Here is a 25,391-nt window from a genome sequence, read left to right as displayed (position 1 = left end):
ATTTATTTGTTTGCAGGCTTTTTTTATTTCCTTTGGTTTTAAGTAATCCATTTGAAATAGTTAGTCTGCTATTTTCCGTCCATCCAACAAACTAATAATGCGCGAACCATAGGCTGCATTCTTTTCGGAATGGGTCACCTGAATAATGGTCACACCATCTTCCTCATTCAACTTTTTGAAAAGTTTCATAATCTCCTCACCTTGTTGGGAGTTGAGATTTCCAGTGGGTTCATCGGCCAGAATGAGCTTGGGTTTAGCGATTAAAGCTCTTGCAACACCAACCAACTGTTGCTGTCCACCGCTCAATTGAGCAGGAAACAAATCTTTTTTCCCAACGATACCAAAGCGGTCGAGCATATCGCCTACCATAGCCTTTCTTACCGGCCCTTTTAACTTTTTATAGAGCAAGGGCATTTCTAGGTTTTCATAAACGGTAAGGTCATCAAGTAAATGATAGGATTGAAAGACAAAGCCGATATATTCTTTATACAAATTGGAGCGATGTTTTTCTTTTAGGGCATGCACAGATTCATTTAGAAAATGATATTCACCTTCATCAAAAGTATCCAACATCCCAATGACATTGAGCAAAGTCGATTTTCCTGAACCGGAAGGTCCCATGATTGAGATAAATTCGCCTTCTGCCATGGACAGATTGATATCCTTTAACAGAAAAATCCGTTGGCCGCCAGAGTTGACCCATTTAAAAATATTTTTGAGTTGTAGAAGCATAATTGATTTGTTATTCAGTTCTCAGACTCTTCACCGGATTCACAATTGCAGCTTTGATGCTTTGATAGCTTACTGTTAATACGGCAATAGTCAAGGCCAGAAATCCTGCCAAGGCCAATACCCACCATGCAATTTGTATTCTATATGAAAAATCTTGCAGCCATTTATTCATCGCAAACCAGCCTAGTGGTAATGATATGAGTATTGCCACACTTACCATTTTAACAAAATCGGTAGTTAGCCTAAAGGTTATTTGCTCAATACTGGCTCCCAGAACTTTTCGTATGCCAATTTCCTTAGTTCTTTTCTGGGCATTGAAAGCGGCCAGACCAAAAAGCCCCAAGCAGGCAATCAGAATGGAGAGTACGGAAAAGACCATGAAAATCTTACCCAATTGCCGTTCGGTTTCATAGACAGTATTAAAAGAGTCATCCATAAAACGATAATTAAAGGGCTGGCCTGGGGCAAGTTCCTCCCAGATGGTCTTAATATTTACGATTGTTTTGGGAAAGTCTCCGGCGCTTAACTTGACGGCCATATTCCCGGTAGACCGCCTCATCAAAAGGCACAATGCTCCAATATGCTCCCGTAGTGATTCATAGTGAAAATTTCTGACCACACCGATTACGGTATAATATTCCGCCTCTTCCGACTCTATGTCCTGAGAAATCCGTGTGCCCAGAACTTCATTGGCTCCTATACCCAAAACAGGGAGGGCTGCCTCATTGATGATTACTGCCGCGGAATCGGTACCAAAGCGGTCGTCAAAATTACGGCCTGCCACAAGCTCCATATCCAAGGTTGGAATATAATCTTCATCAACACTCCAGATCTCCATCTGAATGGCATTTTCTTGCTCCCTGGAACCCTCCTTAAAAAAGGAAGTGTTGGAGCGTGCAGAAGGTGTTGGCAAAAAACTGCTCAGGGTAGCACTTTGAACTTTTCCCAGTTTAACAACCTCTTCCTTAAAAGTATCCACTTGATTTCCAGCTGCAAAGGTGTCATCAATTAACACTATCTGGTCTTTTGTATAGCCAAGGTCCTTGCCCTGAATAAAATCCAATTGTTGGTAAACGACAAGCGTGGCAATGATTAAAAAAACCGAAATGGCAAATTGAAATATAACCAAGGCATTTCGAATGCTTACGCCTCCAGCATATTTTTGCTCTCCCCCTTTTAAAGTTTTTACAGGCATAAAACGCGACATGAAAAAAGCAGGGTAACTTCCAGAGAAAAGTCCCAACAAAATTGTTGCAACCAATAAAATCAACCAGAAAAAAGGACTCTCGTAGGGAAGGGAAATCGATTTACCTGACAGGTCATTAAAAAGAGGAAGTACCAACAAAGTCAAAACTAGAGCCAAAAGCAATGAAATAAAGGAAATCAATCCTGATTCAGTTAAAAACTGACTTACCAAATCCAATTTTTTTGACCCCAACGTTTTGCGGATGCCGACCTCCTTTGCCCTTTTTAAAGAATGGGCCGTCGAGAGATTCATAAAGTTCACACTGGCCAAAACAATCAGGAAAAGTGCGATAAATGAAAGGATATAGACATTTTGAATGCTACTGTTGGCACTCATTTCGGATTGTCGGTTGGAGTAAAGATGAATGTCAGTGAGGGGCATGCTATGGTATCTGTAATAGTTGCCTGATGCCGCGAATGATTCCATTGTAAGGCCCGGAAAAACCTGTTGTGCCCATGGAAGCAGGTATTTTTCCAGTATGGACTGCAATGGAGCTTGAAAATCTTCAATCTTGGCAGTGGGTATGAGCTTGATGAAGGTATAATAGTTCGTATTGCCCCAAAGATCTTCACGAGAGTCCGCCAATCCTGCCATTGCCATAAAGACGCTGTGATCCCTTAGGAAAGAATTCTTAGGTAGATCATCAATTACCCCGGTCACCGTATAGGTGTCCGTATTGTCTAGAATAAGACTTTGCCCGATGGCATTTTTCACTCCAAAATGCTTCTCCGCAGCTGTTTTGGTCAACACCAAGGTGTTTGGTTGGGTAAGTGCGGTCTTTGTATCCCCAAACAACAACTTAACTCCGAAAAAATCAAAAAAAGTGGAATCAACGAATGTGGCTCGAAGTTCTTTGGTATTGGCCACAGTACCACTCTTTTTTAAGAGCATGCTCCCTTGGTCTCGAAACCTAACGGTAGATTCAACCTGAGGGAAATCTCGTTGTAAAGTTCCTGCCATCGGTGCAGACGTTTGCGAGGCATCAATTTCTGCTCCCCCGAACTTGATGTCTGCATCTATTCGATAAATGCGATGGGCATCAGCAAACATTTTATCAAAACTCAGCTCATCATATATGAACAATGAAATCAATAATGCACCGGTCATACCAATAGCAAGGCCAAAAGTGTTGAGAAAAGTAAAAAAAGGTTGCTTTTTTAGGCTTCTCCAAGCGATTTTAATGTGATTTTTAAACATGACTGTTCGTTTTTTGATGATTTTATTCTGTACGTAAACTTTTAACAGGGTTTTGTTTGGCGGCCCGTATGGCCTGAAAACTTACTGTAAGTAATGTAATGCCCATGGCCCCCAACATAGCCAAGGCAAAAATCCACCACTTTAATATGACCCGATAGGGATACTCTTGCAGCCAACCATTCATCACATAGTAGGCAATGGGAACGGCAATAAAACAAGAGATTATCACTAATTTCAAGAAGTCTTTGGAAAGCATGTTCCACACATTGAACACTGTGGCACCCAACACCTTTCGGACCCCAATTTCCTTGGTTCGCTGTTCGGCAACAAAAGAAGTGAGTCCGAACAAGCCCAAACAGCTAATTAAAATGGCCAGAGCGGTAAAAATTCCAGAAAGACTTCCTATACGTTCCTCAGCTGCAAACTTTTCTCCGTATTCTTCATCCACAAATTCGTATTGAAAAGGAATGTCCGGAAAATGCTGCTTAAAGACACGCTCTATAATCGCAATGTTTTGGCTTGCGCTTTTATTGGGGTTCAACCGAAGATTGTAATAGCTGAAATTATCTTCCCTATCATACACATAGACTCCTTGCTTTACCGGTTCGTAAGGTGATTGGGCTATCATATCTTCGACCACGCCGATAATTTTTAATGGGGGATTGGGATCTTCTTCATCGGAATCTTTTAGGAACTTACCAACGGGATTTTCCATTCCTAAATAGCGTTTTGCTGTTTCATTGATTAACACGCCCAAAGAATCAGAAGCGAATTCCCTTGAAAAGTCTCTTCCTTCAACAATCTTAAGGTTGAGTGTCTTAGCATATTCCGAGGAAACTTCGGTCCAGGCCAGGTCCTCTTGAAACCCTTCGGGTTTACCTTCCCATGTAAAACCACTTCTGTTCGACCATATTCTTGTCGTCGGACTGCTTGAAGTGGCCATCTCAATGACAGCCCCTGATTTTATGAACTCGTTTCGCATCAAATCAGTCTTACCACTAAACTCCTCTGCAAATGTGGGTATCTGGATCAGCCCTTCTTTTTCATACCCAACAGGTCGATTTTTGGCATGATTAATTTGCTGCATCACAATGAACGTACCTATAATAAAAGCAACAGATACTGTAAATTGCAGCACCACCAAAATCTTTCGTGGCAAACCCGAGTATTTTCCGGTCTGAAACGTTCCTTTCAACACCTCAACGGGTCTAAAAGACGATAGGTAAAGCGCAGGGTAACTACCCGCCAGTAAAGCTGTAAATAAAACAAAACCTAAAGAAATCAACCAAAAATTGGCATTTTGCCAGGGAAAGCTGATTTCCTTTCGGGCCAATTCATTGAATCCATTTAAAGAAAGTAGCACAATGAGGACAGCCACAACAAAAGCAAAAAGCACCACCAAAAAGGATTCGCTTAAAAATTGGTATACCAATTGCCCTTTCTGCGAACCAATGGACTTCCGAATGCCAACTTCCTTAGCTCTTTTTTCTGACCTTGCCGTGCTCAGGTTCATAAAATTGATACATGCCAATATGAGCACAAAAAAACCAATGATGGCAAAAAGCCATACATATTTGATGCGCCCTCCTACTTGTTTTCCATTTTCAAAATTGCTCCTCAAATGCCAATCTTCCATAGGAAGCAGAAATATCCTCGGATTGAACTCTTCCACTTCCTCATCGGCATTTTTTTTAACATCGATGATGGCATTGGTAACATTTTCAAAGGTGGTGTTGTCCGCGATTTGTACAAATAGCTGAAAGGAGTTGTTGCCCCAATTGTCCAACGATTCCCTAATCCATTCCCATCGGGCCACGTAGTTATCCCATGGAATTATATAATCCGTATCGTGAAATGCATTGTTAAAGGGAATATCCTTATAAACGCTGGTGACCATCAGGTCATACTGGTTACTTATTTTCACCACCTTTCCAATGGGATCCTCATCGCCAAAAAGGGCATTTGCGGTAGATTCTGAAAGCATGATGGAATTAATTTCACGAAGACCCTCTTTTTCACCTTTTAGTATTTCAAGGTTTAAGAATTCTGGAGCTATGGGCTGCATATAGTTCCCTGGCCTTGAAATGTTGCTCTCTTTATACTTGATATAACTGTCCTGGGTCCATGAGGACATCATTATATGCTTAAAATAGTCCGCATAGCCGTCACGCAAGGCGGGTTCAAGAGGAAGTGGAATGGCAGGCCCTGTTCCGGTTTGGCCATTAAAGGTTTGGGATTGAAATACTTGTGCTATCTTATCTTTGTTCCCATAATAGTTGTTATAGGTAAGCTCATCATAGATCCAAAGACCAATAATCAGCGTAACGGCCATACCCAATGCAAGCCCTCCTACATTAATTATGGAATATCCTTTGTTCTTTAAAAGGTTTCTCCATGCGATTTTGAAATAGTTCTTGATCATGATTGATTGAATTGATTGATGAATAAACTTCCTTATACGGTAGCTCCGATCGCTCTATTTTGACTTTCGGTGACTATTTGGCCATCGAACAAGTTGACCACCCGGTGAGCATAGTGTGAATCACGGTCCGAGTGGGTAACCATAACAATGGTAGTACCCTCTTGATTTAGTTCGGTCAAGAGGTTCATGACCTCGATTCCGTTTTTAGAATCCAGGTTTCCTGTAGGCTCATCGGCCAAGATCAACTTAGGATTGGTGACCACCGCCCGTGAAATAGCCACTCTTTGCTGTTGCCCCCCTGAAAGCTGTTGCGGGAAATGATTTCTACGATGAGCTATTTTCATACGCTCCAAAACAGCCATCACCTTCTCTTTGCGCTCACTTTTGCTCATCTTCAAATAAATAAGAGGCAATTCTACGTTCTCAAAGACCGTAAGCTCATCAATTAGGTTAAAACTTTGGAATACAAATCCAAGGTTCCCTTTTCGCAATTGGGTCCGTTGACTCTCCTTTAGCCCAGCCACTTCGTGACCAGCAAAGTTGTAACTGCCCTCGGTAGGGTTGTCCAACATTCCAATAATATTTAGTAACGTTGATTTGCCACAACCCGAAGGGCCCATAATGGCAACAAACTCACCTTCCTCCACTTTTAAGTTCACATTGTTCAGGGCCAATGTTTCTACCTCCTCTGTTCTAAAACTCTTTTTTAAATTTTGTATCTGTATCATTTTTTGATTGATTTTATTTTAACACAATTCGTTGCGCTTGTCCAAAACTGTCGTAGTTACTGGTTATTACTTTTTCGCCAGGTTCCAAGCCCTCTAAAACCTCATAGTATCTTGAGTTTTGCTTTCCTATGCGTATATCACGCTTTAGCGCTTCCGCGCCATTTTCGTCAACTACGAACACCCACTGTCCTCCGGTACTTTGAAAGAATCCCCCCTTTGGTAAAAGGAGCGCATCGTTTGAAGCACCCAATTGTAATTTGATATTGTAGGTTTGTCCGGTTCTTATAGTTTCTGGTTTGCTTTCTGTAAATACCAGATCAACTTGAAACCTACCATTTCTGACTTCCGGATATACTTTGCGGACACGAAGTGGATAGATGGAATCATTTCGTTCCAGCAATGCAGTTAAATCACGCTTGACACGGTCGATATAATGTTCATCAATAGCCGCCTCGATTTTAAAATCTGTCAACACGTTAATTTGGCCGATGCGTTGTCCTTGCGCTATGTTTTGACCGATTTCGGCATCCAAAAAACCCAATTGTCCATCCGCTGGAGCCCTTACGTTAAGATGGTCCAGTCGTTGATACACCATGGAAAGTGTTTTTTTCATTCGCTCAAGGTCTGTGTCCAGTCCTGATAATGAAGTTTTTCTGAGCGCATCGTCCTGTTCGGTCTGCAGTTTTACAATTTCATATTGTTTTTGAGCCAGTTCATAGTTTTCTTTGGAGGTCAGATACGCTTCTCTTGAAATCAATTCGTCCTCGTAAAGGGCTTTGTTCTGTTCAAAGTTCCGCTTTAAACGCTGTAAATCGGTACTAGTGGTTGCCAAGGTTCTACGCCCTTCTACCTGTCTGGAATCAAATGTTAGACGCGTGGAACGCAGATCATTTTGTTTTAGGGCGAGGTTGCTCTCGCTGGCCAAAATCTGCTCGTAAAGGTTCATGTTTTCCAGTTTCAGAATAATGTCCCCTTGCTGCACCATCGCTCCCTCTTCTACTAGTTTTTCGCTAACCCTGCCACCTTCATAAGCATCCATATAAATAGTGGAAATAGGAGCTACAGAACCATTTATGGTGATATAATCATCGAACTTGCCATCGATCACCGTGGCAATGGATAATTTGTCCTTTTCAGTTCTAAACGTGGAGATTGAATTGGCGAACAACAATTTCCATCCCACGAACAATATCAAAGCTCCCAGCGCTATATATCCATAGTGTTTTGGGCGCAATCCTTTTCTTTTTTCTAATTGTATATCCATTTTCTAATTGATGTTAAAAATTGGCAAGCCTTTATAGAAATCCAAGGTACTTATGTTAACCCTGAGTCTTAATAGTGCCTGTAAATTTTCATTTTGCGCCGTAGCGAACAAATTTTTTGCCTGCCCAAGTGTTATGGCATTGATCATTCCTTTTTCATACCTTTTTTGTGCAATCTTGAATGCTGTTTCTTGAGAGACTTCCCTTTTTTCGGTTTGTGTCACCTCAGCCATAAGTGCATTGTTTTCTTGCACCAATTGTTGAATGATTTGATATAACTCTTGCTCCTGTATCTTGGCGTTGTTCTTAGCTCTATCAAGGGCAATTTTTTGTTGTTTTATTCGTGATCTTGAAGCCCAAGCGTTAAAAATTGGCACATTGATAGATGCTCCAATAAATTTAAAGGTATTATCCCGGAACTGATCTCTGAAAGGTATCGTTACTCCCAAGGTATCTGTTATGGTCTCAAAATAGCCCGTTCCAATACTGCCCTGCACCCTTAGGGAAGGATAAAGACCACCCCTGGCTACGGCCAATTGTTTTTTTGCTGCTTTTACCCTAAACTTTTGCGCCTTAATGGAGGGCATAAAACCTTTTGCTTTAATGAAAATGGAGTCTGAGAGAATGGGCTCCTCATTTGCGATTTCGGGTTGGGGTATCAATTCCGGCATCAACAGAATGTCACTTTCATTGGGTATGTTCATTATCTGGAGCAATGTAAGCTTGGCCGCCTGCAATCGGTTTTCGTTTTGGGTAAGCGATAGTTTGTCGGCCAGAAGCAATGACTCTGCTTCATATAGGTCGGCCCCTGCCATAACCCCCAATTCAACTTGTCTTTCTACAAGATTATAGTTGGTCTGTGAAATTTCCACTTGTTCTTTTGAAATCTCAATAAGCCCTTCCACAAACAAAATATCGTAGTACGCGGACATCACTCGAAAGGCCAAAAGGTATTTCTGCTGCAGATTTTCCGCAATGGCCGCCTTGTACAAAAACTTAGAGGCCTTGATACCATTAATCTTTTGGAAACCTTGAAATAAATCAAAAGAAGATTGTATGGAATAGTTGTTGGAAAAGAACTCGGTATTCACAAAACTGTTGTCCTCTGGGTTAATGGACCGACCAAAATTGATGGAATAATCGGCAAAACCGTTTACAATTGGCAAAAGATTTCTCACAGATTGCCGATAGGTCTCATGATTAGCTTCTGTAGTAAATCCAAAATCATTCAGTTGAAGATTGTTCTCGATGGCATGGCTAATACATTCTTCCAAAGTCCAAAGCTTTTGTGAAAAAGCGGAAACTGAAAGCAGTAAAATCAGAGTTGAGATGTGTTTTCTTAAGCGCATGTTTATATACTGTGCCAAAATGTAAACCATTGTTGTGCCATATTTATATAGTGCTTATTTTCAGTATTTTAAAAAGATTATTAACGCATTTATAAAAATTATGTGTAAAATATTTATACAAAAAATGTCAAATAATTTGACACCTTGTTGAATTTCTGGATTTCTTATTTGTAGATTAGTGCTTAATAGTTCAAGAGATATGACCGATGCCAAAGTATTAGTTGTTGACGATAATAAAAGTGTGCTCAGCGCTCTTGAGATTCTGTTACAATTCGAATACAAAAGTGTTGAAACAGTTTTCAATCCAAATCAGATTTCATCATTTCCGAATCTAGATTCGTTTGACATTATTCTTCTTGACATGAACTTCTCGGCAGGAGTCAATACAGGAAATGAAGGTCTATTTTGGTTAAGGGAAATCAAGAAAAAGGCTCCTAACACTTCCGTGGTCATGATGACAGCCTACGGGGCTGTTGATCTGGCAGTGGAGGCTCTTAAAGAAGGGGCTGCAGACTTCATTCTAAAACCTTGGAACAATGATAAGCTTTTGGCCACCGTTAAGTCGGCCTATGAGCTACGAAAATCAAGACAGGAAATACGTAGTCTACAAAAAAAAGAAAGTGGCTTAAAGCAGGTCATCAATGAAGATAAGAATTACATCATCGGCAATTCAAAAGCATTGAACAGTATATTGAACCTTACCAGAAAAGTGGCTAAAACCGATGTAAATGTATTGATTACCGGAGAAAACGGAACAGGTAAGGAATTGATAGCCCGTGAACTGCACAGAACTTCAAAACGAAAAGATGAGGTTTTCATTGGGGTCGATATGGGTTCGATTTCGGAGAATCTATTTGAAAGCGAATTGTTTGGACACGTAAAGGGGTCCTTTACCGATGCCAAAAATGACAGAATCGGAAAATTTGAAGCCGCTAATAAAGGAACCCTGTTTTTAGATGAAATAGGAAATCTTTCTCTCCAAACCCAGGCAAAGCTACTTTCTGCCATACAGAATAGAACGATAGTCCGGGTAGGATCGAACAAGACGGTTCCTGTTGATATTCGTTTGATTTGCGCAACCAACTGTAATCTGGAACAAATGGTTGCCGATGGTCTTTTCCGGGAAGACTTATTATACCGCATAAACACCATCCATTTAGAAATTCCTCCCCTACGGGATAGGGACGAAGATGTTCTGATTTTGTCCGATTTTTATTTGAAAAGATTTGGGAACAAATATGATAAACCCAACCTGAGAATTAACAATGCAGCGCAAGAAAAATTGATGCGATATGCTTGGCCGGGCAATGTTCGTGAACTGCACCACATTATTGAAAGGGCTGTTATTTTGAGTGAGGGAAGCATTTTGAAACCGGAAGACTTTTTGCTGATTTCCAAAAACGTAGCTTCACTGAACATGGGGCCCACCACCTTGGACGAGATGGAAAAAGAAATGATATCCCGTGCCTTGGAGCAACATGATGGAAACTACAGCGCTGCCGCAGAACAACTTGGGGTTTCAAGGCAGACCCTTTACAACAAAATGAAGAAATTAAAATCCTAATGGCCAGCAGAAATTTCTACTTGAAGCTTATTTTTAGGGTTTTGCTCATAGCTGCCACAGCATTGACCCTTGCCTGGGCATTGGTAAAAGGACAGTACATCATCACTGCTATGCTGGTATTGTTTTTTGTTATTCAAACGTATTCTTTGATTTCTTTCATCAATAGCACCAATCGTAAAATCGCTTACTTTTTTGATGCCATTAAAAACGAGGATTTTACCCTTCGGTTTCCTGAAAAGGTTTCCATAAAATCCTTCAAAGAACTTAACCAAAGTTTGAACAGGGTAAACGGGTTGATTCAAGAAGTACACCTGCAATTACAAATTAGGGAACGCTATTATCAAGAGATAATGAAGCAGGCCAATATCGGCATTATGACATTTAACAAGAAGGGTCACATACTTTTCTCAAATCCCACCTTGGAAAATCTACTTAATTACAAACCCTTAAACCACATTAAGCAGTTAAGCCAAATTGATGATCAATTGTACCAGATTTTTGCTTCGATGGAACCGTTTGATAGAAAACTAGTGCAGTTGACCAATGAGCGAGAACAAATACAACTGGCCCTTAAGTCTACCCCACTGCAATTGGACGGACAAGATTTGCTCTTGGTCGTGGTGCAAGATATCCATAGGGAGCTTGATGAAAAAGAAACCGATTCTTGGGTCCGTTTAATACGCGTATTGACCCATGAAATCATGAATACAATTACGCCGATTACCTCTATATCAGAATCCATCTTAAAATATTTTAGCAAATATGGGCAACTGGTTGGGGTGAAAGAGCTTACCGAAGACAAGATTAAAAATACCGTAAAAGGGCTGGAGGTAATAAGTGAGCAGGGCAATGACCTTATGGAGTTTGTACAATCCTACCGTAGTTTTCTCAATGTACCCAAACCGGACAGAGCATTGGTAAGTGCTAAAAAACTATTCGAAAAAGTTGAGGTGCTCACACAGAGAAGCGCGGAAGAGGATATCAAAATCACATGGACTTCAAAACCAGCAGATTTAGAGCTTTTTATTGACGAAAAGCAAATAACCCAGGTATTGGTAAACTTGGTGAAAAATGCGATTCATTCCCTTGAGGGCACCAAAATGGCCAAAGTACAGGTAACGGCATTTGTTGGCAATTCTGGCCAAAAGTATATCGAGGTTTCCGATAATGGTCCAGGAATTCCTGAAGAAATAGTTGAGGACATATTTGTTCCCTTTTTTACCACAAAAGCCAAAGGCACGGGTATAGGCTTAAGCCTTTCAAAACAAATAATGCATTTACATGGTGGAAATATCACGGCTCATTCAAAACCTTTTAGCAATACCGCATTTGTTTTAAGCTTCTAAAGAGCTACGAGTAATTAGTGCTGTTATAATGATGAGGACCACATGATCCAAGGTGTTGCAAGAAGGAAGATTACCATATTCAAAACTGTGACAATCGCCCCTTGTTTATAAATATCTTCTGATAGTAAATAGCCGCTTCCAGCAAACAAAACATTTGAACTGGAAGCCTGGGGCGTAATGACTGCAAAATAATTGGTAGCGAAAGATAGCATAAAAGCCATGAGTGCAGCAGGTACTTGGGCATTTACAGCCACTTGTAAAAAAACAGCATACAAAGCCAGCAATTGTGCTGTTTGACTGACAAAAAGATAGTGGATCACAACATACAGTACGGTAAGGAGGATATATACCGTAACCCAATTAAATTCACTGATGTGGGCAGCTATTTGAGCACCTAGGGTTTTCATAAAGCCCATATCATTCAGTGCAGTGCTCATCATATATAAAATTGCAAACCAAATATAGGTTTCAAGTGCATCTCCAGCACCTTGTCGAATATCCTCAAGTGTGTACACATTGGCCAATATCAATATCGATAATCCAAGAAAAGCAACAATAGCCAGGTTTAAATTCAAAACTGGGGAAAAAGCCCAAAGCAGAATCATTCCAAAAAATGTAATGCCCATAATCCATTCTTGCTTGCCCATGGGCCCCATCTCTTGCAGTGCATTCCTGGCCATTTCAGGAGCTTCTGGAGTGTATTTGTTTTCTGGCGGAAAGAGTTTGTATAATACAAAGGGTATTGCAATAAGGGCAATAAGGCAGGGAACCGAAGCCACAAAGACCCAATTCCCAAAGTTCATGTTTACCCCAAATTGGGAAGCAATTCCCGCTCCCACAGGATTGGCCGCCATACCGGTGAACCATAATGCTGAACTTATGGTGTGTCCTGATATGGCGGTCATCATAAGATAACTTCCTGTTTTCTTTCTACTATCTGGTGTGGGTAAAGATTCAGTGTCCAAGGACAATGCATGGGCTATGGGATAAAGAATTCCCGATCTTGCCGTATTACTTGGAATAGCAGGTCCCAAGAGTGTATCCGTGGCCACAATGCAATATCCCAGATTTAGGGTGGATTTACCAAATCGGCGAATTAGTAAAAAGGCGATTCGCCTTCCCAATCCCGACTTAATGACTCCTTTTGCGACTAAAAAAGCCGCCAAAATGAGCAATATAAAGCTTTCTGAGAATCCTGAAAAAGCTTGTTCAGGAGTAAGGACCCGGCATAGGACCACTGCTACCAAAGCGAGGACGGATGCAGTAAAGATTGAAAGTGCATCTATCAACACGCCAACAATGGCCGTTATAAAAATGGCAAACAAATGCCATGCGTCAGGTGATAAATCCCATGGAATGGGAAGGTGCCAGATTATAATGCCAAATACCAGGGTGACAATTCGCTTTATCCAACGTACTTTTTGGTAGTTAGTTGGTTGTTCCGTCACTGAAGCTTGGCTCATAAGGTTCGATTAAATTCCTAATTTTAAATAACTGGTCCACTATTTCAAATCAACCTTCCCATTCAAGGTATTGATTATTCACCTTCTACCAATCTCCCACTCAATTTTTTATCACAGCTCATGTTATTTTATACCATCAATATTCCTCGTTATGTGTAATTTTCGATGATTCTTGATATGAACTCTTTAAATAATCGGGTAGACCTCAAAATCAATTAGGTCTTTCCACTTATCCGTCCAAATAGCGATTAACTCCTCATCATTTGTTTCCATTAGTTGAAAACAAACGTTCTTGTCCTCATTTAACCAAGAATGTAAGTAATATAGACCATCCGGCAACATTCTTCCCTTGTCAATGTGCCTTTGATAAACCTTGCTGGAACAATCAGGTTTGAAGTTTTCAACAATCATGTATTTTTTCAATGGTAAGCGACTTTTTATTTTTTGACTTTGGTAATGTAAGCAATATCGAACATTTGCTTCCTCATTCGCTAAATCCTCTTATAGCGATGCTTTTAAGTATTCATTAGGCAAGATTTTGTTATTTCAATCCATTCTTTATCCAGCCTCTTCCTTTCCCAAGGTAATCTTTGGGCAAAAGATAATGATCAGAAACCTGCCCATCTTCATTATTTTTTTCTAGTAGGTGTAAGAAAACTACAAAATATCAAACAATATTTTTAATAATAAATCCAATGTCATCCTTTTAACATGATTATCGTTTATCGGAACGATATTTACCCATATTCAATTACAGTTTACAGCAAATATGTAACAGCTCACTGATTATTCCCAGAAACATTAATGGGTGGCATTAGTTTTATGATTAAAACAACATAACAATGCAACGAAATCCACTATTTATCCTTGGTTTATTTATATTTTTTGTGGCAAACGCCCAGCAAAACGGAAATGACACTGATAAACAATTCGAATCCGAGATGAAAAAAGGCCTTTTTCTGCATGAAATAGCCACTGGATTTGAAGATGAAAACCTTACCGCCGAACATTATATACAGGTTGGTCAAAAATTTACAAATGAATGGCTTCCCAACTATTGGGCTTGCTATATCTATACGCAACTTTTCAATATGTATGGAAGGACGCCGGACACCCCAAAGGATGTTTCTAGATCAGATTTGTTGAACAAGGCTCAGGAGCAACTAAATATTGCCAAAGAAAGATACAAAGGAAAAGATGCTGAAATTTTATCAGATATTGATGCACTTCAAGGCTTTGTCAATTTCTTCAAGCTTAGAAATGCTATTGGAACAAAGAAGGGAGACAGTGTAATCGCGGACCTAAAAATCCAGTATTTGGAAAAACTCAAGTCCGCACTCCAGAAAGATCCTGAAAATCCTTTGGTGTATGTGCTTATTGGAACATCAATGGTCGGAAAGCCAGATAGCGACTTTCGGGAGGCTTTGGCTGCTAAGGTCCTGTTGAACAAAGCAGAAGAGTTGTTTGACAATGAAACTCGTCATAGGGCATTAAGCACGAGATGGAACAGTGAATGGCTTGGATTCTTTTGGCTTAAAAACGCAGATAACGTGTTGACCAAAAAACTCAACGACGAAGCAGCCAAAGAATAACACGATGGTCGGTAAGGAGGTGTGAAAAGTTGCATCGAACCAATACTCACCATTGCCAAACTCGGATTTTTTATTTGTCGTATCTAAAGAAATGGTCTTCCAAAACAAAATTTTCCAGCTTATTCTATTCCTTTTGACGTTAAGCACGGGAAATGGACAAAAACCATTGTCAATAGATCCATTGGGTGAAACAAAAGTTCTCAAATCTCAAAATTTGGAATACTTGTTGTCAATTCCAAAAAATTACAATGGAAGCAACAAAGTCCCGGTATTATTGTTTCTGCACGGAGGCGATCGGTCCAACACAAAACATCATCCTTTAAAATATGCAAGGAAGAACAACATTGATTTCCCTTTTTTAGCTATTGCCCCTAAATGCTCCTCAGGATGTAGTTGGCAAGATGTGGATTTCAATGCCCTTTTGCACGAAGTGACCAACAATTACAGTGTAGACCTAAATAGTATTTATGTGACAGGGTATAGTATGGGTGGATATGGCTCTTGGAATCTTTTAACCCGTTTCCCGGAATGGTTTGCAGCAGCAGCTCCTATTGCTGGTGGTGGCAAGGTGAACAATATCTGTAAGGCCAAAAAATTGAATATAAGGGCCTACCATGGAGATGCGGACAATGTGGTTACATTTAAAAAATCTGCCGAAATGATCGATGCTCTTAAGCAGTGCGGCGGAAAAGCCGAGCTTATTCTTTATCCTGGTGTCGGCCATGGATCATGGGTAAAAGTCTACCAAGATCCAAAGTTTTACAAATGGTTGCTCGACAAAAAAAGAAAATAGCAAACTATATGCAAGTCTTTTTTTAACCCACTGATATCCGTATATTAACTTGTTTGGATATTAATTTGATACCCCCTTTATACCCTTGTCGAAATGCGCAACCTTAAAGCATCCAAAAACAAAAATCGCCCCAAGACACTTATTTTTTACGTTTTGTTGGCGTGGGTTTTGTTTGTGTGCATCGATATTTTCAAAAAATCTCTTTTTGTGCGCCCCTCTGGGTTTATAATTTTTTATTATGTACCATCCATTTTACTCTGGATTGGATTTACCTTCTTTTTTATCAAAGCATTCCGTTGGGCTGAAAAAGCGTCCTTAGTTAGGAAAATTATCACTTTGGTGGTGATCAGTCTTTCTTTAGGTGTGATAAAGAATTTGGTCACATGGTTAGTTTCTTACCTATTGCAATGGTTTTACAACCCTGATGGCACAACCATAAAGAAAGATTTTTTGGGTAGATTATCCACCTTTCACTTTATGGAATCCATAATAATTTCACTGGTTATTATGGCCGTACTCTACATCGTTGATCTTCAGAAAAAATATAGGTTGAAAAGCATGGAGGCCTTGGAATTGGAATCCCAGCTTGTTGAATCGCAACTGCGTGCATTAAAAATGCAACTACAACCTCACTTTTTGTTCAATACGTACAACACCATTTCAATGTTGGTCCGTGGGAACAAAAATGACATGGCCATCGATGTGATTTCCAACATGGGGGATCTGCTTCGAAACTCCTTGAACGGTTTTTCGAAAAATATGACCACGGTGGGTGAAGAGTTGACCTTTATTCAAAAGTATTTAGAAATTGAGCGTATACGTCATGAAGGTAACCTAGCAGTTAACATGAACATTGATCAAAAGGCGATGATGGCCCCCATACCCACATTATTACTTCAACCGATTATCGAAAACGCATTTAAACATGGATTTGATAAATATATAGGTCCGACACAGCTCAAGGTTAGCATTCAAAGTAAAAGCAATAGAGTCCACATTGAAGTGTTTAACACTGGGCCTAGATTGGAGAAGCGCTTCAATCTTCAAAAGACCAACGGAATCGGGCTAAAAAACACTTTGGACAGATTAAACAAACTCTATGGAGATGACTTTACTTTTGATATGACCAGCGTAAACCATGGTGTCAAGGTAACTATTTCGTTTCCAAACAAAACACGAATATATCATGATAAAAACGGTGATAGTCGATGACGAAAAACAAGCAAGGGACGGTTTACTGCAACTTTTAAAAAAGGATTCGGAAATCGAGGTTACTGAGGTCTGTGCCAATGGTGTTGAGGCTATTGACGCTATACGTCGTACCATCCCCGACTTATTGTTTTTGGATATTCAAATGCCTGGGATCAACGGTTTCGAGGTTCTGAACTCGGTTGATCGCCAAATCCTTCCCAAAACTGTTTTTGTAACAGCTTTTGACCAATATGCCCTGAAAGCCTTCGAGGTCCACGCCATAGATTATTTGCTAAAGCCTTTTAGTGATCAACGATTCTACGATGCCCTTAATAATGCCAAGGTCCACTTATCCCAAAGCGAGCTATACAAGAATTCTTTAAAATCACTGCTTAAAAATACCATCAAAGAAGAGTTGAAGGCCAATAGTGGACACTTTGTGGCCACCAATTTCAACCATAAAAGGCTAATCATTAAAAATTCGGGCAAGATAATTCTCTTAAACACTGAAGATGTTGTTAGAATAGAGGCGGACAACTACTATATTAAAATATATGAGGCTACCGGCAAGTTCCACCTAGTTCGGGAAAGCCTTATCCAGATAATGGAAAGATTGCCAAAAAATGATTTTATCCGGATACATCGTTCCCACATTGTTAATACGGATTGGATAGCTAGAATTGATATTCTAGGACATTTGGAGTATGGGATATATCTAAAAAATGATGAAACCTTTTATACCGGAAGGACCTACAATCGGGTAATAAGGGAGTTTCTTAAAGGTTAAAAACACTTTTCTTTTCCATCCGGTATAAAAATCTCGATATAGGTCAGATCAGGTTTCGAAATATTAACCCATTCAGAAAGTAATATCAACCTCGCTCCAATATCAAATCTATTGTGGCAGGTACTTCGGTCCCATTTCCTAAAAAATCAAATGTGGTAATACCGTTTAAGAACAAAACTCCATTATTGAGTTGAATATTGAACAGTTCGTAATCCTCTGGATCATCTCCATCAAATATCACAATCAATCTATCTCCATATTCTTCACCATTGAAACCAAGTTCACCAGCAAATATCTCGGAACCCTGACCAGGAAAACTAATCGTGATTGTAAACCGACCATTTGCCTGGACCACCAACGTGGCACTACCACCCTGTTCTACAACTTCCAGGCGTTGGGAACCATCCGTACTTTCAAATACAGCAGTTGTCGCCGCCCAATTACCTGTGAAATCTGAGACCGAAAGTACAGGGCCATCCAATGATATCATCAAATCCCCATCGTCATCACTGCAAGAAAAACAGATTATGGATAACAGTAAGATTACAGAATAATAAAGCGTTTTTCTTCCCAGTAAATTTGCATAACTATACCTTGTTTTCATAATTATTTTTTTGATTGCTGCCTAGATTTTTGCTATCTATGGTAGCAAGAGGTTAATAATAACAAAAGGTACATATTTGGCTATGCAATGATTGATGCCAAGGTTGCATCGTTTAACACTTATGTTACCAGTATTGGAAAAAGTCAATTAATCCGGGTTATTCTTCATTGATATGGGAGGTTTATCAGTATCGACAATACTTTTTAATTGGCTTGCTCAGTGTCCGCCTTACCAAATTGAGATGGAGTGAGTTTGTAGATCTCCTTAAAGGACTTTGTAAAGTAGGAAAGATTGTTAAACCCAACCGCATAAGCTATTTCGGAGACATTACCCCACTTTTTTTGTAGTAGCTCGGCAGCCTTATGAATCCGAATTTGTCGAATAAACTCAGAGGTTGATAAACCCGTCAATCCAAGTACTTTGCGATAAAGCTGTATACGGCTATACCCCATCTCCTTGCTCAAAGAATTCACGTTCATTTCACTATCGTCCAAATGGTCTACAATATATTTTTTGAGCTTTAGGATGAACTTTTCCTGGTTCGACAGAAGTTCAGGTGATTGTACAGGTCGGGACATGAGCTCCCGCTGCAGCTTGTTTTGCATACGCTTCCGTTGCGCAAGCAAATTCTGCACCTTTAAGAACAATTCCTTCTTGTTAAACGGCTTGGTGATATAGTCATTTGCACCTTGGGCCAACCCCAAGACCTTATCCGGTTGACTGGCTTTGGCGGTAAGCATAATGAACGGAATATGCGCCGTTCTTTCGTCCTGCTTCAAGGAATCACATAATTCGTTCCCATCCATTTTAGGCATCATAAGATCGCTAATGATCAAATCTGGGATTTCCTTTATGGCCATAGCGTATCCCATTTCACCATCGGTTGCCTCCAATATATGCCATGCTTCCCCAAAAATATTTTTGAAATGAATACGGAGATCCTCATTGTCCTCAACCAGTAGAATTGAATTTAAACCTCTGGTAACATCATTGGAATTGAGCTTATTTTTTTTCTGCTTATCTAAACCTAGCTCGGGGGAAAGCTCTGGATTCTTAACCAATTCCAAGGGCAAAATCACTTCAAACACAGATCCTTCTCCTTTTTTGCCCAACACCTGAATGCTTCCTTGCATTAAGTCTACTATTTCTTTCGTAAGGGATAACCCTATTCCTGTGCCAACACTATTTTCTTTTTTTTCTATGCGATAGAACCGCTCAAATACATTTTTCTTTTCTTCCTCAGTAAGACCAGGCCCATTGTCTTCAACCCTCAACCTCAGTTCTGAATGATGGTTTTTCTGAACCACTTCTGTTCTAAAACCAACCTTCCCGGACGGGGGAGTGAACTTAAGGGCATTGGAAATCAAATTGTTCAGTACCATTTCAATTTTTTCCATATCAATATAGGCCCAAAGCTGCTTAGGGGGAATGTCAACGGAATAGTCAATGTTATTCTTCTCTGCCAACGATGCGAAAGAAGCCCCGATGGGCCTCAAAAACCCATATAATTCGCATGCTTCTTTTTTAACCTCAACCTTCTTCGCCTCTAGTTTGGAAAAGTCCAATATCTGATCGATCAAGCGTTTTAAGCGTTGGCCGTTCCGCTTCACTATCTGCAGACTCTCTTTTGCCTTCGCATCCTTGTTCCTTTCCATCAAATCATCAATGGGTCCTGTGATCAGTGTCAACGGAGTTCGGAATTCGTGGGAAATATTTGCGAAAAACTTTGATTTCATCGCACTGAATTCCTTAAGTTTTTCCAATTCCAGATGCTCCAAGTGCAACCGCGTCTTGAGGCGTTCCCTCATCCTAAAATTTCTGATAGTAAGAGAGAGGGCTCCTAAAAATAAAATCAAGTACAGTGCATATGCCCACCATGTAGCCCAAAAGGGCGGTTTTATATATAAGGTCACGGATTTCGGGGTATCCCCCCAGATACCATCTGCATTGGTCGACTTTACCTTAAACACATATTCCCCGGGTTCCAGATTTGTAAAACTGGCGGTTCGATCCTTGGTATAAATCCATCTATCGTTATAGCCCTCCAATAGGTATGCATAAGAAATTTTCGAGGGGTTCACATAATCTATACCTGCATAGGAGAAGGAAACCATATCTTGATGGTGCATTAATTCCAGATATTCATTTTCTTTCAACGATACCAACAAACTTGTATCTTGAATGGATTGGTTGAAAAGACGGACATCGGTAATACGGAGGGGTATCGAATTTTTGTTGAAACGCAAAGGGGCGGGGCTAAAACTGTAGTAGCCGCCAACGCCAGCAATCATCATTTTATTTGATTCCGGTTCAAAGCGTATAAAGGAATTATAGCCCTTATTGACATGCAGGCCATTGGATTCATCATAATACTTGAAAAGGCCGGTTTCAAGATCTATATGTAAGACACCTTTATCCGAGGTCATCCAATAGTTTTTATGGTGGTCCTGTGCTATGGCCTTTATTTCACCATATGGTAAATCAAACTCTTGGTGCACATTCACCATTCTGTTTTGGCTCTTGATAAAGACATTCAGGCCTTTTTTGGAACCAATCAAAATACTGTCCTTGTCCGGTGTGTACAATACATTCACCTCGTTGTGCAATAAGCTATCCTTGTGTTGGTTGACATCAGCCTGTTTCATATAAAAAGCGTTGGTCGTGGGATCAATGATAGCAATCCCAATATTTGTTGCCGCCCACAATTCCCTTTTGTCCAACCTAATCATATCTTTAAACTGGGCTGTCCCACGATTCAAGAAGCTTGCTGTACTGTCTATCCATTGGCCCAAACCTGCCAACGTGCCCACCCACATAGCTCCATACTCGTCCTTATAGATTTCAAGAACTGTATCGTGAGGCAGGGTCTTGTTATTTCCAGGTTCAAACCGAAGTACTTTATTTTCTCCCGTATTGGGGTCATATATATTAAGGCCACCACTATTGGTTCCAATCCAAATGGAGCCATTCACATTTTGTTCCATACAAAGGATGGATACATCGGACAATATGTTCTCTCCAATACGTTCGTTTCCCGAACTGGAATACAATCCAGAAAAAGCGGTTCCACAAATGAAATTCTCTCCTGATTTTTTAATGGAGGTAATCAGGTCTTCTTCTTTACCGACCCAATAGAATGGAAAATCAAAATTTTGGGAAATCACCATTACTTCACCCGTTGTCAATCCCAACCAGTACAGACCATCTCTGTCAGAATACCCATTTCTAATATTCTTGTTTATGTTTTCCGATGAAATGAATTTTTCTTTCTTTAGATCAAAGCCATAAAAATACCCATCATAGGAAGTGATGTAAAGCGTTCCGGCTACTGAACTAATAGCGTTTAGGGAGTTGGATTTAAGTACGGGGTCGTTGAGTACATCATAATGTGTAAATGTTCCATCTGCTATGTTCAACTTGTTGAATCCCCCATAGGTGGCCGACCAAATACCCCCGTTGCCATCATGGTATAGGTCACGTATCACATTATTCCTAAAGTTTAACGTAGGATCTTGAAGATTCGCAAACCGAAAGTGTTGAAACTGCTCCGTTTTGGGATTGAACTTATTGATGCCTCCTCCGTTTAATCCTACCCATAGATTGCCTTTTTCATCCTCCAAAATTTCAGTTATGTAGTTTTGGGCTATCGAGTTGCCACGATCATCCTTTTGAAAGTATTTGATTGCATTGGTGATAGGGTCATATTTTCCAAGACCACCACCTTGGCTTCCAATCCAAATAATCCCATTCTTATCTTCATGAATAGCTGTAATGAAATAATTTGAAAAAGGTATGCTATCGTGAGGATTATAGCGATGATGAGAAAAAGTATCCCTAACCGGGTCCAATATACTAATCCCACCAGATTTTGTGCCTATCCAAACATTTCCTTGCGAATCCTCTTCGAGTGAATATATTACATCATCGGACAGGGATTCTCGATTACCATATTCATTGTGGTATCTTTTGAAATCCATTCCATCAAACCGAAACAACCCTTGTGTTGTACCAAACCACATAAAACCTCTGCTGTCCTGTAATAGTGCCAACACCTCGGTCCGCTCATTTACTTGCGGTAATTTAATATTCCTATAATGCTTGGTACCGTCTTGCGCATTTGTAAACACAGAGCAGAAAAGAAAGAAAGCCAAAAATTTGAATGTTATCCTAAGCATGGGATTACCGCTATTTTCAAGACCCGCCCTATAGGGCAGGTGGCATATTAAAGATACTAAACTATGAACAAAAGGTTCTTTTCCAGACAATTGGAGATTTGGTACTGAACTGGGTGCAATAGGTCAAGAAATTGGCAACTATCTCTTCCAGCGGAACTCTTATTGATTCCACCAAGCCACTGAACTGATTGAAACCAAGATCTTTAATTTATGGTGACATCTTGCACCCCTTTTGCTTCAATCAAAAGCGAGTTAAGTTTAGAATAAAACATTGGTTTGAACATCAAAGATCATTGCTTTAAGTTTGTTATCTTCGCATCCGAATAGCCCACGTGGTGGAATTGGTAGACACGCTACCTTGAGGGGGTAGTGTTCGAAAGGACGTGCTGGTTCGACTCCAGTCGTGGGTACAAAACCGCATCTTGTTGCGGTTTTTTTTGGCCCATTATTAGCCCGCAGTCCAGTACAATTGGTTACTATTTTTCTTAAAACGGAGATAATTTTTGAAGAATCATTAGGTCATCAGCGTTAAAAGTGTAACTTTGTTTAACGTTTATATGCAAAAGATGAACAATGTTAAGAAATCCTTCAGTATCCGCGACCTTGAAAATCTTTCTGGCATTAAGGCGCACACCATAAGAATTTGGGAAAAAAGATACAATCTATTTTCACCGGAAAGAACCGAAACGAACATCAGGACCTACGATTTGGCCAATTTGCAAAAATTGTTGAACGTTACCCTTCTGTACAACAACGGTTACAAAATTTCCAAAATAGCAAAGCTTGATGAATCCCAGATACCGGTTATGGTACGGGAAATTGTGGCCAATAACAGCAAAAAAGATCATGCCATCAACGCTTTTAAACTGGCCATGGTCAATTTTGACCAAAATCTTTTCTTCAGCACCTACACCAGCCTTTTGTCCGAAAGGTCGTTTAGAGAGATTTTCAATGAGGTATTCATACCACTCTTAAATGAACTTGGGCTGCTGTGGCAAACGGATACCATCAGTCCTTCCCATGAACATTTTATCACTAACTTGATTAAACAAAAAATTTATATTAATACTGAAAAGCTCCAAATATTGGAACCTACCAGAAAGGATAAAGTGTTTGCGCTTTTCTTGCCCGAAAATGAAATTCATGAAATCGGGTTGCTGTATATTAACTATGAGATTGCGCTCCGAGGATATAAAACCATATATCTGGGCCAGACCATGCCCATAGATAGCCTTGTGGATTTAATGAAGTATTATGATAACATTCATTTCATATCCTATTTCACAGTTTCGCCGACCAAAGATGAGTTGAGCAGCTATTTTGAAGAATTTACAAAAACACTCGATTCTTTGGGCAATTGCAAGTTATTGGTTCTGGGGCATCAAATACAGCATGTTGCCCAAGAAGATTTACCCAGGAACATTAACACATTCAATTCCATAGAACAGTTAATGGATTCTATTTGATAAGCCTACACGCTAAAATGAAGAAAATCATTGTTATAGGTTCCGGTTTTTCATCGCTTTCAGCCTCATGTTATCTAGCCAAGGCGGGATATAGTGTAGAAATCTTTGAAAAAAACCCGACTGTTGGTGGCCGGGCCAGACAATTGGTGAAAGAAGGGTTCACTTTTGATATAGGTCCCAGTTGGTATTGGATGCCCGATATTTTTGAAAAATTCTTCAACGAATTCGGGAAGAAAACTTCCGACTACTACCAATTGGATAAACTAGACCCCGCCTATAAGATTTTTTTTGAAGACGATGTAATTACCATTGGTGATTGCATGGACAAAATTTGTGAGGAATTTGAGCGCATTGAAACCGGAAGTTCCGAGCATTTGCGAAACTTTATCGGTAAGGCCCAGGAAAACTACGATATTGCGATTAACAAGGTAGTGCTTAGGCCAGGACTGTCCCCTTTGGAATTGGTCACCAAAGAGACTGTGCTTCGCGTGGACCAATTCTTCAAGACCATCAGTCAAGAAGTACGGAAAAGATTCAAAAACCCAAAATTGATCTCCACACTAGAATTTCCCGTTCTTTTTCTGGGAGCCAAACCTAGCAAAACCCCTTCGTTTTATAGTTTTATGAACTTTGCTGATTTTGGTCTGGGTACATGGCACCCAAAAGGAGGCATGTATGAAATCATTAAGGCCATGAAAAGTGTGGCAGTAGAATTGGGAGTGAAAATCAATACAGGTAGTCCAGTGTCCAAAATTCTTGTTTCAGACAAAACCGTAACAGGAATTGAAAGCAACGGAGAAAATCTTTATGCCGATTACGTAGTGAGCGGTGCCGATTATCATCATTCAGAAACCCTACTTGATAAACAACACAGGCAGTATTCAGAATCGTATTGGGCCAAAAAGACCTACGCTCCATCTTCCCTACTTTTCTATATCGGATTCAATAAAAAATTGGAAAATATTGAACATCACAATCTGTTTTTCGACACTGATTTTGAACGGCACGCCCAAGAAATTTACGATAATCCTAAATGGCCTAGCGACCCTTTGTTCTATGCCAATTTTCCATCAGCAACGGATAGCACTATGGCCCCAAATGGTTGTGAAACCGGATTTTTTCTGATTCCTATTGCGCCCGGACTTGAAGATACCCAAGAGTTACGGGAGCAATATTTCGATATCGTTATGGATAGATTTGAGAAAAGAACGAAACAAACTGTCAAAAAATCCATTATTTTTAAGGAAAGCTTTTGTGTAAACGATTTTGTGGAACAGTACAATTCGTACAAAGGCAATGCGTATGGTATGGCCAATACGCTGAGGCAAACAGCTTTTTTGCGCCCCAACCTTAAAAGTGACAAAGTGAAAAATCTGTTTTTTACAGGCCAACTGACAGTTCCAGGTCCAGGAGTACCTCCCTCTTTGATTTCGGGCAAGTTGGTTTCTGACCTGATCATTAAAAAAAAGTAAGC

The 25,391-nt window shown here is 40.0% G+C and carries 18 protein-coding genes and 1 tRNA gene; 9 read left to right on the top strand and 10 right to left on the bottom strand.

Going from position 1 to position 25,391, the window contains the following annotated elements:
- Positions 1–60: 60 nt before the first annotated feature.
- From GTQ34_RS15615 to GTQ34_RS15590, 6 genes are read right to left on the bottom strand one after another with little or no spacing between them, the layout of a single operon-like run.
- Positions 61–732, bottom strand: a complete 672-nt coding sequence (locus GTQ34_RS15615; protein ID WP_166524735.1) for an ABC transporter ATP-binding protein — start codon at positions 730–732, stop codon at positions 61–63.
- A gap of 10 nt (positions 733–742) precedes the next feature.
- Positions 743–3,175 (bottom strand): ABC transporter permease, encoded by a 2,433-nt coding sequence (locus GTQ34_RS15610; protein ID WP_166524734.1) that lies wholly within the window; start codon positions 3,173–3,175, stop codon positions 743–745.
- A gap of 22 nt (positions 3,176–3,197) precedes the next feature.
- A complete protein-coding gene (locus GTQ34_RS15605) occupies positions 3,198–5,597 on the bottom strand; it encodes an ABC transporter permease (RefSeq protein WP_166524733.1) in 2,400 nt (799 codons plus the stop codon).
- A gap of 32 nt (positions 5,598–5,629) precedes the next feature.
- Entirely contained in the window at positions 5,630–6,325 is a 696-nt protein-coding gene (locus tag GTQ34_RS15600; protein WP_166524732.1) for an ABC transporter ATP-binding protein, read from the bottom strand.
- Positions 6,326–6,338: 13 nt separating this feature from the next.
- Positions 6,339–7,589: an efflux RND transporter periplasmic adaptor subunit gene (locus GTQ34_RS15595; RefSeq protein WP_166524731.1), complete on the bottom strand. Its 1,251-nt coding sequence runs from the start codon at positions 7,587–7,589 to the stop codon at positions 6,339–6,341.
- A 3-nt stretch (positions 7,590–7,592) separates the two neighbouring features.
- Positions 7,593–8,966, bottom strand: coding sequence for a TolC family protein (locus GTQ34_RS15590; protein ID WP_235915064.1), 1,374 nt, complete (start codon positions 8,964–8,966; stop codon positions 7,593–7,595).
- Positions 8,967–9,135: 169 nt separating this feature from the next.
- On the opposite strand from GTQ34_RS15590, the gene GTQ34_RS15585 reads away from it, so the two are divergent.
- Positions 9,136–10,500 carry a sigma-54-dependent transcriptional regulator gene (locus GTQ34_RS15585; protein ID WP_166524777.1) on the top strand — a complete coding sequence of 455 codons (1,365 nt, stop codon included), beginning with the start codon at positions 9,136–9,138 and terminating at the stop codon, positions 10,498–10,500.
- Complete coding sequence (locus tag GTQ34_RS15580; RefSeq protein WP_166524730.1) at positions 10,500–11,846, top strand: sensor histidine kinase; 1,347 nt, start codon at positions 10,500–10,502, stop codon at positions 11,844–11,846. The genes GTQ34_RS15585 and GTQ34_RS15580 overlap by 1 nt, the downstream gene beginning before the upstream one ends.
- Before the next feature lie 23 nt (positions 11,847–11,869).
- Here the strand turns inward: GTQ34_RS15580 and GTQ34_RS15575 are convergent, their stop codons facing one another.
- Both GTQ34_RS15575 and GTQ34_RS15570 read right to left on the bottom strand, forming a co-directional pair.
- Positions 11,870–13,309 (bottom strand): DASS family sodium-coupled anion symporter, encoded by a 1,440-nt coding sequence (locus GTQ34_RS15575; RefSeq protein WP_208103912.1) that lies wholly within the window; start codon positions 13,307–13,309, stop codon positions 11,870–11,872.
- A gap of 186 nt (positions 13,310–13,495) precedes the next feature.
- On the bottom strand, positions 13,496–13,732 hold the full coding sequence (locus tag GTQ34_RS15570) for a DUF3303 domain-containing protein (protein ID WP_166524729.1): 237 nt from the start codon (positions 13,730–13,732) through the stop codon (positions 13,496–13,498).
- A gap of 518 nt (positions 13,733–14,250) precedes the next feature.
- Between GTQ34_RS15570 and GTQ34_RS15565 the strand changes: the two genes are divergently transcribed.
- The 4 genes from GTQ34_RS15565 to GTQ34_RS15550 all read left to right on the top strand — a co-directional run bounded on the left by GTQ34_RS15565 (position 14,251) and on the right by GTQ34_RS15550 (position 17,672).
- Positions 14,251–14,901 (top strand): hypothetical protein, encoded by a 651-nt coding sequence (locus GTQ34_RS15565; protein WP_166524728.1) that lies wholly within the window; start codon positions 14,251–14,253, stop codon positions 14,899–14,901.
- Between the two features lie 214 nt (positions 14,902–15,115).
- The gene (locus tag GTQ34_RS15560; protein WP_166524727.1) at positions 15,116–15,694 is read left to right on the top strand and encodes a carboxylesterase family protein; all 579 of its coding nucleotides are present in this window, start codon (positions 15,116–15,118) and stop codon (positions 15,692–15,694) included.
- A gap of 93 nt (positions 15,695–15,787) precedes the next feature.
- The gene (locus GTQ34_RS15555) at positions 15,788–16,906 is read left to right on the top strand and encodes a sensor histidine kinase (protein WP_166524726.1); all 1,119 of its coding nucleotides are present in this window, start codon (positions 15,788–15,790) and stop codon (positions 16,904–16,906) included.
- On the top strand, positions 16,881–17,672 hold the full coding sequence (locus GTQ34_RS15550) for a LytR/AlgR family response regulator transcription factor (protein ID WP_166524725.1): 792 nt from the start codon (positions 16,881–16,883) through the stop codon (positions 17,670–17,672). Before GTQ34_RS15555 ends, GTQ34_RS15550 begins: the two co-directional genes overlap by 26 nt.
- A gap of 85 nt (positions 17,673–17,757) precedes the next feature.
- Here GTQ34_RS15550 and GTQ34_RS15545 read toward each other — a convergent pair whose 3' ends face one another.
- Together GTQ34_RS15545 and GTQ34_RS15540 are read right to left on the bottom strand one after the other, a co-directional pair.
- Positions 17,758–18,276: a hypothetical protein gene (locus GTQ34_RS15545; RefSeq protein ID WP_166524724.1), complete on the bottom strand. Its 519-nt coding sequence runs from the start codon at positions 18,274–18,276 to the stop codon at positions 17,758–17,760.
- A gap of 203 nt (positions 18,277–18,479) precedes the next feature.
- Positions 18,480–22,451: a hybrid sensor histidine kinase/response regulator transcription factor gene (locus tag GTQ34_RS15540; protein WP_166524723.1), complete on the bottom strand. Its 3,972-nt coding sequence runs from the start codon at positions 22,449–22,451 to the stop codon at positions 18,480–18,482.
- A 326-nt stretch (positions 22,452–22,777) separates the two neighbouring features.
- Between GTQ34_RS15540 and GTQ34_RS15535 the strand changes: the two genes are divergently transcribed.
- The 3 genes from GTQ34_RS15535 to GTQ34_RS15525 all read left to right on the top strand — a co-directional run bounded on the left by GTQ34_RS15535 (position 22,778) and on the right by GTQ34_RS15525 (position 25,389).
- Positions 22,778–22,861: transfer RNA gene (locus tag GTQ34_RS15535), tRNA-Leu, on the top strand.
- Positions 22,862–23,017: 156 nt separating this feature from the next.
- A complete protein-coding gene (locus GTQ34_RS15530) occupies positions 23,018–23,917 on the top strand; it encodes a MerR family transcriptional regulator (RefSeq protein WP_166524722.1) in 900 nt (299 codons plus the stop codon).
- Between the two features lie 17 nt (positions 23,918–23,934).
- On the top strand, positions 23,935–25,389 hold the full coding sequence (locus tag GTQ34_RS15525) for a phytoene desaturase family protein (protein WP_166524721.1): 1,455 nt from the start codon (positions 23,935–23,937) through the stop codon (positions 25,387–25,389).
- Positions 25,390–25,391: the final 2 nt, after the last annotated feature.

This window comes from Flagellimonas ochracea (assembly GCF_009903685.1).
Classification (GTDB): Bacteria; Bacteroidota; Bacteroidia; order Flavobacteriales; family Flavobacteriaceae; genus Flagellimonas; species Flagellimonas ochracea.
This window is presented reverse-complemented; position numbering and strand designations above follow the sequence as displayed.

What these genes read in the sequence shown, in the direction of transcription:
- GTQ34_RS15615 (WP_166524735.1), bottom strand. Translation starts at nt 732, where the DNA reads ATGCTTCTACAACTCAAAAATATTTTTAAATGGGTCAACTCTGGCGGC.
- GTQ34_RS15600 (WP_166524732.1), bottom strand. Translation starts at nt 6,325, where the DNA reads ATGATACAGATACAAAATTTAAAAAAGAGTTTTAGAACAGAGGAGGTA.
- GTQ34_RS15540 (WP_166524723.1), bottom strand. Translation starts at nt 22,451, where the DNA reads ATGCTTAGGATAACATTCAAATTTTTGGCTTTCTTTCTTTTCTGCTCT.
- GTQ34_RS15585 (WP_166524777.1), top strand. Translation starts at nt 9,136, where the DNA reads ATGACCGATGCCAAAGTATTAGTTGTTGACGATAATAAAAGTGTGCTC.
- GTQ34_RS15580 (WP_166524730.1), top strand. Translation starts at nt 10,500, where the DNA reads ATGGCCAGCAGAAATTTCTACTTGAAGCTTATTTTTAGGGTTTTGCTC.
- GTQ34_RS15575 (WP_208103912.1), bottom strand. Translation starts at nt 13,309, where the DNA reads ATGAGCCAAGCTTCAGTGACGGAACAACCAACTAACTACCAAAAAGTA.
- GTQ34_RS15555 (WP_166524726.1), top strand. Translation starts at nt 15,788, where the DNA reads ATGCGCAACCTTAAAGCATCCAAAAACAAAAATCGCCCCAAGACACTT.
- GTQ34_RS15545 (WP_166524724.1), bottom strand. Translation starts at nt 18,276, where the DNA reads ATGAAAACAAGGTATAGTTATGCAAATTTACTGGGAAGAAAAACGCTT.
- GTQ34_RS15550 (WP_166524725.1), top strand. Translation starts at nt 16,881, where the DNA reads ATGATAAAAACGGTGATAGTCGATGACGAAAAACAAGCAAGGGACGGT.
- GTQ34_RS15605 (WP_166524733.1), bottom strand. Translation starts at nt 5,597, where the DNA reads ATGATCAAGAACTATTTCAAAATCGCATGGAGAAACCTTTTAAAGAAC.
- GTQ34_RS15595 (WP_166524731.1), bottom strand. Translation starts at nt 7,589, where the DNA reads ATGGATATACAATTAGAAAAAAGAAAAGGATTGCGCCCAAAACACTAT.
- GTQ34_RS15590 (WP_235915064.1), bottom strand. Translation starts at nt 8,966, where the DNA reads ATGGTTTACATTTTGGCACAGTATATAAACATGCGCTTAAGAAAACAC.
- GTQ34_RS15610 (WP_166524734.1), bottom strand. Translation starts at nt 3,175, where the DNA reads ATGTTTAAAAATCACATTAAAATCGCTTGGAGAAGCCTAAAAAAGCAA.
- GTQ34_RS15530 (WP_166524722.1), top strand. Translation starts at nt 23,018, where the DNA reads ATGAACAATGTTAAGAAATCCTTCAGTATCCGCGACCTTGAAAATCTT.
- GTQ34_RS15565 (WP_166524728.1), top strand. Translation starts at nt 14,251, where the DNA reads ATGAAAAAAGGCCTTTTTCTGCATGAAATAGCCACTGGATTTGAAGAT.
- GTQ34_RS15525 (WP_166524721.1), top strand. Translation starts at nt 23,935, where the DNA reads ATGAAGAAAATCATTGTTATAGGTTCCGGTTTTTCATCGCTTTCAGCC.